This window comes from Erysipelothrix larvae, assembly GCF_001545095.1.
Lineage (GTDB): Bacteria > Bacillota_I > Bacilli_A > Erysipelotrichales > Erysipelotrichaceae > Erysipelothrix > Erysipelothrix larvae.
Window position 1 is genome coordinate 1,347,142 of the sequence record NZ_CP013213.1, and the last position, 15,001, is coordinate 1,362,142.

Consider the following 15,001-nt stretch of genomic DNA (forward strand, 5'->3'; position numbering starts at 1 on the left):
TCACAGAAATTTCACCAAATAAACTTTATTATAGGTATAAATAATGGTTATAATTACTTGACGTAATTAAAGGAGGAACAGTTTATGATCTGGCATAATATGACAAAAGATGAAGTTGTTAAAGCATTGTCCGTCGATACTGAAAATGGTTTATCAAGACCTGAAGTTGATATACGCTATGAAAAATATGGACCCAATGCATTTGAAGAAGCAAAAAAAGAATCACTATTTAGTAAAATATTACACCATTTAAAAGAGATATCTACAATTATACTATTGGTGGCAGCTGGGATTGCGGGGTATATGGCAATCTATACTGGCGAAGGATGGGCAAAGGTTGTTGTTATCTTATCCATTGTCGTCATTAATATTGTATTAGGAATCACCCAAGAAAGTCGTTCTGAAAAAGCGCTTGAAGCTTTAAAGAATATGAACGCGCATAAAGCAAGTGTGATTCGTAATGGTGCATTTATTACACTTGACGCTACTGAAGTTGTTCCGGGTGATATTATTGAACTTCATACTGGAGACAGCATCCCTGCTGATGCACGTTTACTTGAGGCCAGCAGTCTTCAAGTTGAAGAAGCAGCATTAACTGGTGAAAGTGTTCCTTCAGAAAAAGACTCACATGCAATTATTGATGAGAGTGCACCAATTGGTGATCGCATCAACATGGTTTATTCAGGCTGTTTAGTTACGGGTGGTCGTGGTCGTGCTGTGATTACTGAAACGGGTATGAACACTGAAATGGGTAAGATTGCAAACCTATTGAATACAACTGGAAAACAATTGACACCGCTTCAAAAAAGACTTCAAACACTTGCGAAGTATCTATCACTTGTTGCAATTGGTGCTGGTGTTATTATCTTCTTTGTAGGTGCTGTGATTCATGGGGATTCTGTTGCAGATATGCTCCTGACTGCTATCTCACTATCCGTTGCGGCAGTTCCTGAAACACTTCCTGTAATTGTAACCCTAATTTTAGCGAATGGTGTTCAAAATATGGTGAAGAAGAATACAATCGTACGACGTATTCCTGCCGTTGAAACAGTTGGAAACACCAATGTGATTTGTTCTGATAAAACAGGAACGCTTACTCAAAATAAAATGTTTATTCAACGGTTATGGCATGCTGAGCTTGAACCAAATTCCGCAAGTCATACCTTTGATAAAAAAGAACTTGAAATGTTGGAGTTATTGATTGCATGTACAAACGCACGCGTTGATACAGTAAACTTTAGCCATGACAATCCGATTATAATTGGTGATCCAACTGAAGCATCTATCATTCGTCTCATGCTTGATAAAGGCATTGAACGCGAGTCGATTGATGAAATGTATCCGCGCATTCATGAATTACCCTTTGATTCATCCCGCAAACTGATGACGACAGTTCATCAACTTGAGCATGGGTTTGTATCCATCACTAAAGGTGCCTTTGATCGTATTCCAGCAAACTTTACTGAAAGTTTGTCCGCTAAAGCACATGAAGTCCATGACTCATTTGCAAATCAAGCATTGCGTGTTATTGCCGTGGGTTATCGGTTTTGGAATCATTTACCTGAACATCTTGATGCAGAAACCTTGGAAAACGACTTGAATTTTGTTGGATTGATTGGAATGATTGATCCCCCACGTCCTGAAAGCTCTCGTGCAGTTGCACATGCTAAAGAAGCAGGGATCAAGACAGTTATGATTACTGGTGACCATATTGGTACTGCATCAGCAATCGCGCGTGAAATCGGTATTTTAGAAGAAGGTGGGCGTGCAATCACCGGCGCACAACTTCTTGAGATGAGCGATGATGAATTACGCAATAATGTTAAAGACATTTCCGTTTATGCGCGTGTGAGTCCTGAAGATAAAATTCGGATTGTTCAAGCATGGCAATCTCATGAAATGGTGATTGCAATGACGGGTGATGGGGTTAACGATGCACCTGCCTTAAAAGCAGCAGATGTTGGTGCTGCAATGGGTATTACGGGTACTGAAGTATCAAAAAGTGCTTCAGATATGATTATCACCGATGATAACTTCGCAACGATTGTTGATGCAATCTCTGAAGGACGTGCTGCTTATGACAACATTCGTAAGACCGTACACTTCTTACTCAGTGTAAACTTTGCGGAAATTATCGTCATGTTGATTGGGGTCTTAATTGGTTGGGGAACCCCACTTACCTCCGTTCAACTGCTCTTTATTAACGTAGTTTCTGATGGAATCCCAGGATTCTTTATCTCACAAGAAAAAGCAGAAAAAGATGTTATGCAGCGCAAACCGCTATCTAAAAATGCAAGTATCTTCTCAAATAAACTCGGCATTCAAATTGCGATGAAATCATCTGTGTTTATCGTAATCACATTGATTGGCTTCTATATTGGACGATTTGTTCAATTAACAGATACAACCCCTGCTACCTACGCAACAGGCATCACGATGGCGTTTATCGTCTTATCGTGGGCATCGGTGCTCAACATCTTTAATGTAAGAACAAAACAATCACTCTTTAAGTCATCGCTCTTTGAAAATCCATGGCTTACAGTCAGTGCCTTTGCATCCTTGTTGATTACAGTAATTGTCGCAACAGTACCCTTCTTACAACATGTATTCGTATTATCCCCAATTTCAATGTATCACTGGATGATTGCGATTGGACTTTCACTAGTACAACTTGTATTTGGCGAAATCTTTAAACTTTTAGGATATTGAGTTTAGTCAACATGCTGTAATCCATTTAAGGTGTATTGCTTAAAGGATTACAGCTTTTTATTTAACAGTATGCCCATTTTAAAAACCCTGTAGTTTGTCTCAACAATTATATGGTGTATAATAAGTCTGCGATGCAATAGATGAGGTTAATATGAAAAACAGACTCGATGATGTGCTTGACAGAGCTTCCTTGCGATTATGGTTTGAAAGCTATCATACAGAAGAAACAGAATGCTGGGTAAGAACCAGTATGAAACCAACGTCAGGAGCGCTTTACTATTTGGATGTTGTTGAAGAAGCGTTGTGTTTTGGATGGATTGATAGTACAAAAAAACGTATTGATGACGTTTCGTATCAGCGGTTATCACCACGAAGAAAAAATAGTTCTTGGACACAGCTTAACATTCAGCGCGTCCTAAGACTTCAAAGAATGGGGATGATGACAGCGTTTGGGTTATCTATTGTGCCACCTGAAGCACTTGATTTTAAGATTGATGCAGATATCTTGATGCGAATCAAAGAAGATCCGATTGTTTACGAAAACTTTCAAAACATGCATCCTCTTTATCAAAAAGTACGACTTGACACCATTCAAAGTGTAAGAAAAGACCCCGTTCATTTCAATAAACGGCTTGATCGTTTTATCGAACAGACAAGAAACAACATAATGTATGGGCAGTGGAACGATAATGGTCGTCTTTTGGACGACTAATTCGAACACTCAATCAAAACACAAACATTAACCTACTGATAAATCATGTGACATTTCTCTTTATGGTTCAACGTTTTAAAAAATACCACTATAATGTGAGAAGCAACCCTTTGCTTACAAACACTACAGTGGTATTTTTAATGTGTTAAATAAGAATCAAATCTAAAAGAGCGATCAAGCACTCAGTTTTACACCCGTTTCAACCATCGCCTTGATTAAGTCATACGGAAGTGGTTTATCAAGTGGAAATTGAACGGAACCTTTTGCACTTTTATATTCCTTCAATTCATCCTTAAAGATTTCCATCACTTTAGCACCCGGATAAAATCCAATATGCTTCTTAAACGCTGCAAAGTGACAGACATTCTTTTTAAGTGCGAATGTCGGGATATTGTAGCCAATACGTTCTACAAAGTTCGCATTCACGCTGTTGATTTGCGCTCTGAGTTCTTGTAAGATTGGTCGAACTGCTTCATCGCTTAGCGCGATGTACTCATCAATCGATGAAAATTTATAAGACATACTTCTCCTTAAGGTAAAATATTACCAGCTGCTTTATAAAGTTTATACCATTCTTCACGTGTAAGCACTATATTAGCGCCTTCAGCGATTTCTAATACGCGATGTGGGTTCATGGTTCCTGCTATCATTTGAATGCTTGCAGGGTGTCTTAATACCCATGCAGTTGCAATTGCGGTATTTGTGACATTGTATTTTAGTGCAAGTTCATCAAGAATTGCATTCACTTCTGGGAACTTTTCATTGCCGATATAAATGCCTTCAAAGTATCCGTAAATAAACGGTGACCAAGCTTGAAGGGTTATATCATGAAGTCTTGAGTACTCTAGGATTGCTCCATCACGATCAACTGCTGCTTCATTATAATTGTTGACATTAAAACCACTGTCAATCATTGAAGTATGCATAAGGCCAAATTGGACTTGGTTCATCAGTAAGGGTTGTGTTACTGTTTTTTTCAACATTTCGATTTGCATGGCGTTAAAATTACTCACACCAAAATGTTTAACTTTACCTGAAGCATACAGTTCGTTAAATGCTTCTGCTACTTCATCAAGATCCATCAATGTATCCGGACGATGTAACAAAAATGAATCTAAGTATCCAGTGTTTAACCGTTCTAAAGATTTGTCAACACTATTTAGGATATGTTCTTTTGAAAAATCAAACATGCCTAAGTCGGGACGAATGCCAGCTTTGGATTGAATCCATAGCGCATCGCGTGATACACCTAAGGCTTTGATGCTTTGTGCAAAGACTTCTTCCCCTTTACCACCACCATAAATATCTGCATGATCAAAGAAGTTCATGCCATGGTCTAAAGCATTTTGAATGACTTCATTCACAACTTCTAAGGGTTTGTCGCCCATTCTCATACATCCTAATATTACTGCAGGTACTTCTATCTCTGTATTGCCTAACTTTATATATTTCATAACCTCCTCCTTTCATCTTCATTTTACACTAACTTTGATTATTTGTATCAAGTTTCTTTATATCTTTATTGATTAGCATGCATATTCCAATCCCAATCACAATGATTCCTGAATATGCAAACCATTTACCGATCCCAACTTCATCAGCAAACAATGCAGAAATACCTAACCCAAGGGGTGTAGCCAGTGTTGTAATTGCTCCCACAAGACTAAATACTCGACCTAATACTTCTGCGGGTAATTTTTCTTGAAAAAACACACTGTGTAATCCAGCATAAAACGGCATTGAAAATCCCATGACAAAGCATAGTCCAACAAACAGTGCATAGCCTTGTTTTGGAAGTAAGCCACTGAGTAATAAAGTCAGACCGCAAATCATAATTGAACTACATAGTACCATGGCACGATTCATTCGATTCCCAAGTTTGCTAAGTCCAAGCCCACCACATAACATACCCAAGGCAAACACAATTTCAACAATCGTAATTTCTTGATTGCCTCCATAAAAGTGTTGCGTACTCATCAGTGGGAATAAAGCACTAATGGGCATAAAGACTACGATGTACATGGATCCAAATAACAATAGAGTAACCAGTTCCTTGTGCTTTAATAATGCTTTGAATCCTTCCTTAAATTCAATTAACATTGTTGAACTGACATTCACAATTGTGGGTTTTAACGATGGAATATAGGACAGAAACACTGTAAAACTCGCAAACAGTGCCCCCATCACATCCAGAAGTATTACCGCATTTAGCCTTCCATATTGGTAGACAATCATAGCCAGTACTGGACTGATTATATAACTGATTGATTCCAGTGATTGGCTGTATCCTGAGTATTGCGTTAAATGTTGTTTGGGAATGATGAGTGGGGTGATGGCACTTAATGAAGGAGCATAAAATGCTTGTCCGATACTTCGAACCAATAGCACACCATAAATCATAAGTAGGCTTACTGGTTTTGTCTGTCCATTTAAAGGAATCATAACTCCTGCACTTGCAATCAGTAAATCTGAAGCAATCATGATCTTTTTTCGATCATAACGATCGACAAACACACCGATAAAAGGTCCGAAAAGTGCGTATGGCAAAAAGCCTATCAGCAATGCGAGTGATAAGTCTTGAGACGTTCCGCCACGTTCAGTAATTGTGTATACAACAGCCATCTGGACCATTGCACTTGTAATCATCGACACTGCTTGTCCTGACCACAACACAAAAAAATTGGCTTTCCAATTTGATTTCATTATATTGTCCTCCTAATTTTCTTAATTTAATCCTGTTAAATCAAGAAATTAGCGTAAACGAATTGATGCTGTCATACAAACATCTCCTTTGATGGGTTCATCATAACATATTTTGATACGATTGGTGAGAATGTGCAAAAGCAAACATAAAAAAAAGCACATCGACTGATGTACTTGTACTTAACGGATTGGCCGATTACGTTTGCCTTCATTGACATAAAGGTTTGCGGCAGCAGATGCCATCATCCCTTCAGATAGACCTGAGATAATTTGGACCTCACGTCCTTCATAATATGTAATATCACCACAAGCAAAGATGCCTGGAATATTCGTTGTGGATTGTTGGTTAATCTTGATCTTTTTGCCTTCTAAATCAAGACCCCAAGATTGAATCGCATTGGTTGTGGAGAGTGAACCATAACTTACGATGATTTCATCCACTTCAATTTCAACCATATCTTTCGTATTCACTTCTGAAACAAATAGTGAGGTTACTGTGTCATGATCTCCATTTAATTCTGATGGAATGTATGGTGTCATAATGTTAACGTTTGATTTTTGAAGGCGTTCTACAATACCTTCTTTGGCTCTGAATTCATTTCTACGGTGAATAAGCGTTACAGATTTCGCAACCCCTTCAAGCATTAAAGCCCAGTCAATGGCACTATCACCACCGCCTAATACGACGACGTTTTTATCTTTGTAGTTACTTTTCTTCTCTACATAGTAGTGAATGTTTTTGTAATCATCTTCACCAAAAAGATTCATCTTACGAGGTTCAAACGAACCATTTCCCATTGCGACAATCACAGATTTTGCGAAAATAGCATCTGTTTCACTTTTCACTTCAAAGTGTTCACCATGATTGATCAAATCAACAACTTTAAAGTTTAATTTCTTTGATACATAGTCTTCGACATTTGAGATTTGTGCATCAAGGCGCTGGATAAACTCCCCTGCTGTGATGGTTTCAAATCCCGGTAAATCATAGATTACTTTTTCAGGATATTGGTTACTGAGTTGTCCCCCAACAGTATCCAAACTGTCACAAATAATCGTATTAAGCTTTCTTAGACCACAATAATATCCGGTGTAAAGTCCGACAGGGCCTGCCCCAATTACCACTACATCATAAACATTCATTCTTATGCTCACTTCCTTTATATTGTTACTTTAAGTCATGCGATAGAAATTATACACAACAATGCTCAAAGAAACAACATTCTTTTTTGTGAAATTATTCTTTGTGTTCCTTTACGCCATGTTGATGTTCAATGTTTCGTATGATTGCACTCTTTCTTTCTTGAAATCCTAGTTTTTGATAAAAAGAGAGTAATGCTTCATCACAACTGATATCTATCATATAGAGATGGCTTAGTGATTGGATGATTTCTCGCATCAGTTTTGTGGCGATTTGTTGCTTTTGGTATGGTTTCAAAACTTCAAGCAATGGAATTGCACTTGACAAAACACCATCACTGATTGCATTCACAAACCCAACAATTTTTTGTGTATTTTCATCAACCGCAATAAACGCGACTGTACTGTTACTTAATATCTGGCGGTGCGTTTGTTTTGAAGGTGGATGTGGCCATCCATCAAAAAAGCCATCTTCGAGTTCATAATTGTGTTGATTGGGATCAAACTTTAGGATTTTAATCATGTTAAGCTTCTTTCTACCGATTCTAAATAACGTCGGTATCGGTTTTGTTGGTGATTGATACAGGCATCACTGTGAAAGAAATCAACCAGTGCATGGGGATCAACCCATTTGTACCCGATGGTTTCTCCACTTTGTAATTGAATACTCGTTTTGTCGCAATTTACGATTGCTACATAGGAATAAAAAATATGGGGTTCTTCAATCGCTTTATTGATGCAGGTAAGTGACTCAACCACGATGCCGGTTTCCTCATATACTTCACGTTTCGCACCATCAAGGGGTGATTCACCTTTCAGGACACTTCCACCTGCTGAAGCTTCAAAAAACCCTGGATATCCTTCTTTGTCCCATGCGCGTTGCATAAGCAAATAGCTTGTGTCTTCATGTTGAATCAAAACCTCACATACGATATGATACATGTCTTTGGGTATGGGTTCACCCCGCACTAAGTCAAATCCTGCCAATGTCTCATCACGATAATAAGCGTCCCATCGTTCCATCCTGTTCACTCCATTCTTACAACATCATATCAAAGTACACATCTTAATAAAAGTCTGTAGTTTGGTTTAAGGAGAAAAGAGACTTCCATCATCAATTATTTCATCTTATAATGAAATCATGCAGGAGGTATTTTATGAATCTACTTCAAAAACTCAAGACGTTAGATCAACCCACACATAATGAACAAGTCTTAATTGAATACATGCTCAATCAACCAGAAACTTTTTTGGAATTTAGAGCCAGTGAACTTACACAAGAAGTATTTGTTTCCCTTGCAACCCTGTATCGGTTATTAGACAAACTTGGTTATAATGGACTGACTCAATTTAAAATTGATTTTGCAGCTTCTTATAAAAAAGAACATTTGAATGAACCTGGAAGACCAATTGATGTTGATTACCCGATTAATCCAACGGATAGTTATCGTGAGATGAGTGAGACTTTGCTTGATATTTATAAGAGAACCGGTACTGAGACACGACTCAACTTTGATTATGCGTCGTTCATGCGCTGTGTTGAAATGATGGATCAAGCTACTTCAGTCACGATATATACGTCTTCTTCAAATATCTATTTTGCCCGTAATTTCAAGTTTCAAATGCAAGAGATTGGGGGTTTTGTTGAAGTGCCTGAAGATGAGTTTACACAGCGGATTCATGCTGCAAATAGCACTCAAAGCTCCGTTGCACTTGTCGTGTCTTATCAAGGACGAAGTAAAATACTTAAGGATGTCATGGCATTACTAAAGGAAAACGGTGCTTTTGTGATTCTTATCTCATCAAAATACGAGAATCCATTAACAGCCTATGCTGATACAGTGATTTATCTTGCTTCACTTGAGAATCATTACGATAAAGTATCCTCCTTTTCATCTCGGTTTTCCTTGCTTTACATCTTTGATCTGCTTTATTCTGGAATATTTTCCCTTCATTATCAAAAGAACCTTACCTTTAAGAAAACAAACTATCAGAAAATCAACAAAGATCTGAAATAATTGTATCATTGAGGGATAATAATTGAGGTCTTGTGAAAAACTTGTTTCAACTTTTTCATATCGAGTTTTTCCTCTGATAAGTTCATGATATAATGCATGAAGTGAGGTAAATTTATGAAAGATATTAAAGCGATTGTACTGGATGTTGATGGTACCTTAATGACCAGCACTAAAACAATTAGTGATAAAACAAGAAATGCCTTGATTAAGGTTCAAGAACAGGGTGTTAAAGTCATTTTGGCTTCGGGTAGACCCACACCTGGAATGACAGGTTTAGCACATACACTGAATATGGATCAACACCATGGTTTTTTGATTTCATACAATGGCGCATGTGTTACCGATTGTCAGTCTCATGAAATGATTTATGAGCAACCGATTCATCCAGACGTTTATGAGCGTTTGTGTAAACATCTTCAGTCCTTTGATGTCATTCCGATGATTGCACATGATGCCTACATGTATGTTAACGATGTATTCAATGGCATGATTTATGTTAACCCTAACCCTGCTCCTAAAGACGCGTTATTTAACGTGATTCAATATGAATCACGGGGTGGTGGCTTCTTATTGTCTGAGTTAGATGATTTATCCACGCTCAAAGAGCATCCAATCTTTAAGGTATTGATTGCTGCACATCCAGATACATTGCAAGAGACATACAAAGACATTATGGCTCCGTTTATTGATGTAACAAATAGCGCATTTTCTGCACCTTTCTATTATGAATTTACAGACAAAGGTGTCGATAAAGCAGCAACCATTCAACGTCTAATGGAACCCCTTGGTTATGAGGCATCGAATATTATGGCGTTTGGTGATGGTCATAATGATCAATCGATGTTAGAGTATGCGGGGATTGGTGTTGCGATGGGAAATGCCGTCGATGAAGTCAAAGCCATTGCCGATGAGATTACATTATCCAATGATGAAGATGGTATTGCGTTGTCGTTATACAAACAGTTTCCAGATATATTTGCATAAAAAAAGTGGCTCATGCCACTTTTTAAATTGCTTTAGACATTGAATAGGCAGTCTGTGAATCAGTAATGGTATCATAGGTAAAGGTTCCCTCTACACGATACCCTGCTTTTTCCCAAAATGCTTTCGCGATGGTGTTGTTTTGTACAACACCTATTTTTATAGATGTTCCACCAAGATCTTTAACATAGCGTTCTACAGATTGAGAACATGCATGTCCAAGTCCTTGCTTGCGATCATCAGGATGAATCATGAGGAGCCCCAGCATCCATGTATCCTGTGTTGGATAGTCCTTAATCAGGTCGATAATTGCAATGAGATCGTGCTCGCGATACACACCAAATACATATTTATCTTCAGCTTTTTTTCCCTTTGGCAAATCACTTAGAATTTTTAAGCCTGCATCCTCACTTGGTGCTACGCCATCAACCAGCATGCTGAAATCAGTGCAGCTGACACAGAGTGCTTGAACGTCATTTACATCCGACAGTGTTAAACGTTTTGTGGTAAGTTTTTGTGTTAATGTGTTTATCAGTTCCATATATACCTCTTAATGATTTTCTCCATTAATTATACCTGATTTCTTGACTAAATTCACAACTTTTTCAAGTGGAACTGCATTCCCTCTATCAAAGTAAGAGAGCTCAAAATTGAAAAGCGTCGCTTTTTGCCCTCCAATGTTAACACCGATTATTTCGAAATCTTCATTCAATAATGCACTTCCACTGCTTCCATACGATATATGTGCGGAGTGTTTGATTGCCATGACATCTTTTTCTCTATTTGAGTAATGGATCCGTTGTGGTTTATTCGTGGTGATTTTTCCCGAAGAAACAACACCATGGCGTCCATCTGGGTTGCTAATCGTAACACATCGTTCGCCTTTTTGAGGGCCAACTGATGCAAAAGGAAGAAGAGTTAAGTCTTGTGAAGAGACAAAGGATACAATTGCGATATCATTTTCTTTGTCGACCGCTACGATATTGAGTCGTGGGAATTGAGCATAGTATTGGTCAACTCCCATATATTGGCCACCTTCATTCATGTATTCTCGCATACTTTTGTCATTTTCAGTGAGGACAATGTAACTGTTGCTTTTGTTTTCAGGGACAACGTGATACGCTGTCAAAGCATAATAGGTGTTCCCTGTTTTATAGAATATCGAACCACTTGAACCAGAGTCATAGGATATATGTTTGAAATCTTCGTTGCCTTTAGTGATCATTGAAACAATTCGGATGTTTGATAGTTTTGTTGTTTGGTCCACAGAATTGATATCAAATTGATCATTTGAAATTTTCAAATATAGCACACTAAAAACACTAAATAATACTATTATCGATAATATCCAGCGTCTTTTTTTGCTCATAGTGGGTTCCTCTTCACATCTATTTTAAACTATATTCTTTGATTTATTAAGTATTACACCTTTAAGATTCATACATTTTATCTGTACCAAACGATTATTTTTATTTCCGCGCGTCACTATAAAAATATACTTGATTGTTATTTAAAATTAATACTATTTTTTTGTTGAGCTGTAAAATTATTGCAAGGATTTATAGTTTTTTCTTTTTGTTTTGCGCTTACGAATTGATCAATCTACGATTATTAGACCACATAAACTTTAGTGATTCAAGGAAATGGGTATTGGTTTCTTGTATACCAAATTAAAGGGAGATGGTAACCATCTCCCTAATGTCGTATATTGATTAACTCACAATTCCAATATATGGTGCAATTGCAATGATGAGTGCAGCTGCGAAAAGGAGCATGCACAGTGTTTTCATCGCGAATTTTAAATAGCGATCATACGGTACATTTACGAGATCTAATGTCCCCATGATCACGGCTCCTGGATAAAATGACGAGAGGAAGTTAACCCCTGCCACAAAGGCAGAAATCAATAGGATTTGACCCCCTACTTCACCAATTGCTGTTCCTAAGAAGAGTGCTGCTGCAACGGTTCCAAGAATTGGCATGGATAAGCCTGCAACACCACTGGTTGATTGAAGGAAAATACCTATTAATGCATAGACTAAAACCGCCATTATACCAAACACCCAAAGTGGAACGCCTTCAAGCGCACTGGATAGCCAATAAATAAAGGTTACTGACATCCCTTGTGTTGATGTCCCGACCATCGTTGCAATACCCCGTGAAATTGCAAGTACCACAACCACACCCATTAAGTCTTTCATACCATCCATAAAGACATGCATGAATTCGCGTTCTGGAATCTTATTGATGAACTTAAGGACAAAAGCACCTAATAGGAAGGTAAAGGCAAATTCTGAGAATCCCCAGTCTCCTAGAAGTGTAAAGTGTCCGGCACCAAGTAAATCTCCAAGAACCGGGATTCCTGCAAGGAAGGTAATCGGTGCATTCACGGCATTCATTGCGCTTTCACCTAATAGACGTTCCCATGGGAAGTTTCCAAGGACAATCAGAATAATGACTGCAACAAGAACATATGCGGAGGCTTTGCGTTTACCTGTGAATTCAGGGGGTGTTGCTTCGACATCCATGAGGTTGTTTTTATCTTCAAGATCATAAATAATGGATTTCTTTGGATCATCTTTGACTTTTGATGCATATTGAATGACCATAAAGGTTCCAATAAGATAGAGCACCACAAAGATGATGCTTCTTAAAATGATTCCTGAACCAATCGTTAGGTCTGGATTTCCAATTGCAGCAACTGCTGCGCCTACCGAGAATGGATTTACAAGACTTGCCATATTCCCAATTGTTGCGCCAATAAATAGGATTGCAAGACCGGTCATAATGTCATATCCTGCAAGGACAAACATTGGAATGATTACCACTGCAAAGGCGGTAATTTCTTCCCAAAAACCAAAAGTAGTTCCTAAAATAGCAAATACAAGCATCATTAAGGCAATGAGTACATTCCCTTTAAACTTGTTTAATAGACTGATAATTGCGGCTTCAAGGGCTTCGACGTGGTTTAATACCGCTAAAAACCCACCTGCACATAAAATCCCAACACTAACATTACTTGAGGATTCAAATCCATGGACAATTGACATCAATACATCAAAGAGTCCAAATTGAACAAGGCCTTGTCCTTCAAGAATATTTCCATTGGCATCAACGACAGAATTTACAATAATCTTCCCAGTTTCACTGTCAAAGTGAGATTGAGGAACGAAATAGCTCAATACTGTTGCGACAAGCAATGCGAAGAAGACAACAGTGTATGAGGTCGGCATCTTAAACTTTTTCATGATTATGGTCCTTATCTAGTTTTTACTCACAAGGAGTTTAAAGGCTTCTTTATAGATTTCAATCGCAGTTTTCATATCATCAATGTTTACACGTTCATTGACTTGGTGTTCAGTACTTTGTGCACTTGGTAATTTGGCACCAAAAGCAACGACATTATCCAGTGCGCGGGCATAGGTTGCACCTCCGCTTGATATTGGTTGGGATAATGTATCTTGTGTCACGCTTTGGTATGCTTGCATCAATGCTTTGATCAGTGGTGTATCTTTATCAACATAGATTGATCGCAAATAATCGTATTCACTGATGGATACTTGATATTGTGCTGCGCTTTTATTGAGTGTGTCGCGAATTTTTTCAACGGGATAGGTTACTGGGAAGCGAATGTCTATCCCTATTTTAACCCCTGTATCGGTTGTCTCAATTTTCCCCACATTGAGCATGAGTTTTCCGGATACTTCATCTTCGACTGGCCCAAAGAGTTTAAGTCCATTTGGATTTGAAAGTTTTTCTGTAATAAAGCGAAGCATATTTGTGCTCACACCACCCTCAACAAGGGCTTGTACAAGATAAACAATGGCGTTTTCCCCTTTATCAGAGTCTTTAGCATGCACCGCTTTTCCGTAGACTGTAATGCGTGAATCATCATATTTGAAATGTCGATTTTGATTTTCAAGTTGTGTTTTAATCAAATCAAGATTTGTGTCTTGAAGGGTTGCGACAGCAGGTACGGCATTGAGTGCCCCACCCCCTTGAATCTTAAAGTCCACGCTTTGAGTGTCTTCAAACTCAAATTCGATAAGACCTTTTTCAGCGTAGATCAGTGGGAAAGTACTATCTGGTGTAAATCCCATGGATGGAATTTCTTCCAGTTTTGCATATTCTTTAACACAGCGCCATAAGTTTTCTTCATCTGTTCCAAAAATGAAACGCACGCGTTGATTAAGGGTGTATCCCTCATCCAAAAGCATTTTAAGTGCAACCATGGATGCAAGCAATGGGCCTTTATCATCAGAAACTCCCCGTCCAATTAGCATTCCATCTTTTTGTGTCAGTGTAAAAGGATCCGCCTCCCAATCATCTCTATTTCCTTCTGGTACTACATCAACATGGCCTAAAACACCAAAAAGGTCTACGCCTTCGCCTATTTCAGCATACCCATAATATCCTTGTGGATTGCGGTACGTTTTAAACCCCATATCCTTTGATATGTCTAGGATTTTAGTTAATGCTTGTTGAACCGGTTCACCAAAAAGATGTTCTGAGTCATTTTCATCCAATACACTTGGAATTGAAATAAGCGATTTTAGATCTTCAAGATATTTATTGAAGACTGAATCATCAATGCTGTGATTTGCCATTTTATTTCCTCCTTCTACTGAAGTTTATCATGATAAACCTATATATTAATTATAGAGCAAACCAACTCAATATTGTATAAAGAAGCATTCAAAGAGCAATCAAATGTTCTTCATTTGATAGAATTGATAAA

Annotated in this window: 14 protein-coding genes; 4 read left to right on the plus strand and 10 right to left on the minus strand. The window is 38.1% G+C overall.

The features are described from left to right. Positions 1-84 precede the first annotated feature (84 nt). Both AOC36_RS06310 and AOC36_RS06315 read left to right on the plus strand, forming a co-directional pair. Positions 85-2,709, plus strand: a complete 2,625-nt coding sequence (locus AOC36_RS06310; RefSeq protein WP_067632552.1) for a cation-translocating P-type ATPase — start codon at positions 85-87, stop codon at positions 2,707-2,709. A gap of 151 nt (positions 2,710-2,860) precedes the next feature. Next, complete coding sequence (locus AOC36_RS06315; RefSeq protein WP_067632553.1) at positions 2,861-3,421, plus strand: YdeI/OmpD-associated family protein; 561 nt, start codon at positions 2,861-2,863, stop codon at positions 3,419-3,421. Between the two features lie 174 nt (positions 3,422-3,595). Here AOC36_RS06315 and AOC36_RS06320 read toward each other — a convergent pair whose 3' ends face one another. The 6 genes from AOC36_RS06320 to AOC36_RS06345 all read right to left on the minus strand — a co-directional run bounded on the left by AOC36_RS06320 (position 3,596) and on the right by AOC36_RS06345 (position 8,287). Continuing rightward, positions 3,596-3,943, minus strand: a complete 348-nt coding sequence (locus AOC36_RS06320; protein ID WP_067632554.1) for an iron chaperone — start codon at positions 3,941-3,943, stop codon at positions 3,596-3,598. An 8-nt stretch (positions 3,944-3,951) separates the two neighbouring features. Continuing rightward, entirely contained in the window at positions 3,952-4,875 is a 924-nt protein-coding gene (locus AOC36_RS06325; RefSeq protein WP_067632555.1) for an aldo/keto reductase, read from the minus strand. 28 nt (positions 4,876-4,903) lie between these two features. Then, on the minus strand, positions 4,904-6,124 hold the full coding sequence (locus AOC36_RS06330; protein ID WP_067632556.1) for an MFS transporter: 1,221 nt from the start codon (positions 6,122-6,124) through the stop codon (positions 4,904-4,906). A 180-nt stretch (positions 6,125-6,304) separates the two neighbouring features. Beyond that, positions 6,305-7,267 carry an NAD(P)/FAD-dependent oxidoreductase gene (locus tag AOC36_RS06335; RefSeq protein ID WP_067632557.1) on the minus strand — a complete coding sequence of 321 codons (963 nt, stop codon included), beginning with the start codon at positions 7,265-7,267 and terminating at the stop codon, positions 6,305-6,307. Between the two features lie 94 nt (positions 7,268-7,361). Further along, a complete protein-coding gene (locus tag AOC36_RS06340) occupies positions 7,362-7,787 on the minus strand; it encodes a GNAT family N-acetyltransferase (protein WP_067632558.1) in 426 nt (141 codons plus the stop codon). Then, positions 7,784-8,287: an NUDIX hydrolase gene (locus tag AOC36_RS06345; protein WP_067632559.1), complete on the minus strand. Its 504-nt coding sequence runs from the start codon at positions 8,285-8,287 to the stop codon at positions 7,784-7,786. The genes AOC36_RS06340 and AOC36_RS06345 overlap by 4 nt, the downstream gene beginning before the upstream one ends. A gap of 134 nt (positions 8,288-8,421) precedes the next feature. Here AOC36_RS06345 and AOC36_RS06350 point away from each other — a divergent pair, with 134 nt between their 5' ends. Together AOC36_RS06350 and AOC36_RS06355 are read left to right on the plus strand one after the other, a co-directional pair. Then, positions 8,422-9,282, plus strand: a complete 861-nt coding sequence (locus AOC36_RS06350; protein WP_067632560.1) for a MurR/RpiR family transcriptional regulator — start codon at positions 8,422-8,424, stop codon at positions 9,280-9,282. A gap of 114 nt (positions 9,283-9,396) precedes the next feature. Next, positions 9,397-10,266, plus strand: coding sequence for a Cof-type HAD-IIB family hydrolase (locus AOC36_RS06355; RefSeq protein ID WP_067632561.1), 870 nt, complete (start codon positions 9,397-9,399; stop codon positions 10,264-10,266). 22 nt (positions 10,267-10,288) lie between these two features. Here AOC36_RS06355 and AOC36_RS06360 read toward each other — a convergent pair whose 3' ends face one another. From AOC36_RS06360 to AOC36_RS06375, 4 genes are all read right to left on the minus strand, one after another. Beyond that, the gene (locus tag AOC36_RS06360) at positions 10,289-10,804 is read right to left on the minus strand and encodes a GNAT family N-acetyltransferase (protein WP_067632562.1); all 516 of its coding nucleotides are present in this window, start codon (positions 10,802-10,804) and stop codon (positions 10,289-10,291) included. Positions 10,805-10,813: 9 nt separating this feature from the next. Next, entirely contained in the window at positions 10,814-11,632 is an 819-nt protein-coding gene (locus AOC36_RS06365; protein ID WP_067632564.1) for a S1 family peptidase, read from the minus strand. A gap of 343 nt (positions 11,633-11,975) precedes the next feature. Beyond that, positions 11,976-13,511, minus strand: a complete 1,536-nt coding sequence (locus AOC36_RS06370) for a YfcC family protein (protein WP_067632566.1) — start codon at positions 13,509-13,511, stop codon at positions 11,976-11,978. Positions 13,512-13,526: 15 nt separating this feature from the next. After that, on the minus strand, positions 13,527-14,870 hold the full coding sequence (locus AOC36_RS06375) for a Sapep family Mn(2+)-dependent dipeptidase (protein WP_067632569.1): 1,344 nt from the start codon (positions 14,868-14,870) through the stop codon (positions 13,527-13,529). Between the last annotated feature and the right edge of the window lie 131 nt (positions 14,871-15,001).

Bases quoted from the DNA above. Each gene is read 5' to 3' on its own strand.
- AOC36_RS06310 (WP_067632552.1), top strand. From the start codon at position 85: ATGATCTGGCATAATATGACAAAAGATGAAGTTGTTAAAGCATTGTCC.
- AOC36_RS06315 (WP_067632553.1), top strand. From the start codon at position 2,861: ATGAAAAACAGACTCGATGATGTGCTTGACAGAGCTTCCTTGCGATTA.
- AOC36_RS06320 (WP_067632554.1), bottom strand. From the start codon at position 3,943: ATGTCTTATAAATTTTCATCGATTGATGAGTACATCGCGCTAAGCGAT.
- AOC36_RS06325 (WP_067632555.1), bottom strand. From the start codon at position 4,875: ATGAAATATATAAAGTTAGGCAATACAGAGATAGAAGTACCTGCAGTA.
- AOC36_RS06330 (WP_067632556.1), bottom strand. From the start codon at position 6,124: ATGAAATCAAATTGGAAAGCCAATTTTTTTGTGTTGTGGTCAGGACAA.
- AOC36_RS06335 (WP_067632557.1), bottom strand. From the start codon at position 7,267: ATGAATGTTTATGATGTAGTGGTAATTGGGGCAGGCCCTGTCGGACTT.
- AOC36_RS06340 (WP_067632558.1), bottom strand. From the start codon at position 7,787: ATGATTAAAATCCTAAAGTTTGATCCCAATCAACACAATTATGAACTC.
- AOC36_RS06345 (WP_067632559.1), bottom strand. From the start codon at position 8,287: ATGGAACGATGGGACGCTTATTATCGTGATGAGACATTGGCAGGATTT.
- AOC36_RS06350 (WP_067632560.1), top strand. From the start codon at position 8,422: ATGAATCTACTTCAAAAACTCAAGACGTTAGATCAACCCACACATAAT.
- AOC36_RS06355 (WP_067632561.1), top strand. From the start codon at position 9,397: ATGAAAGATATTAAAGCGATTGTACTGGATGTTGATGGTACCTTAATG.
- AOC36_RS06360 (WP_067632562.1), bottom strand. From the start codon at position 10,804: ATGGAACTGATAAACACATTAACACAAAAACTTACCACAAAACGTTTA.
- AOC36_RS06365 (WP_067632564.1), bottom strand. From the start codon at position 11,632: ATGAGCAAAAAAAGACGCTGGATATTATCGATAATAGTATTATTTAGT.
- AOC36_RS06370 (WP_067632566.1), bottom strand. From the start codon at position 13,511: ATGAAAAAGTTTAAGATGCCGACCTCATACACTGTTGTCTTCTTCGCA.
- AOC36_RS06375 (WP_067632569.1), bottom strand. From the start codon at position 14,870: ATGGCAAATCACAGCATTGATGATTCAGTCTTCAATAAATATCTTGAA.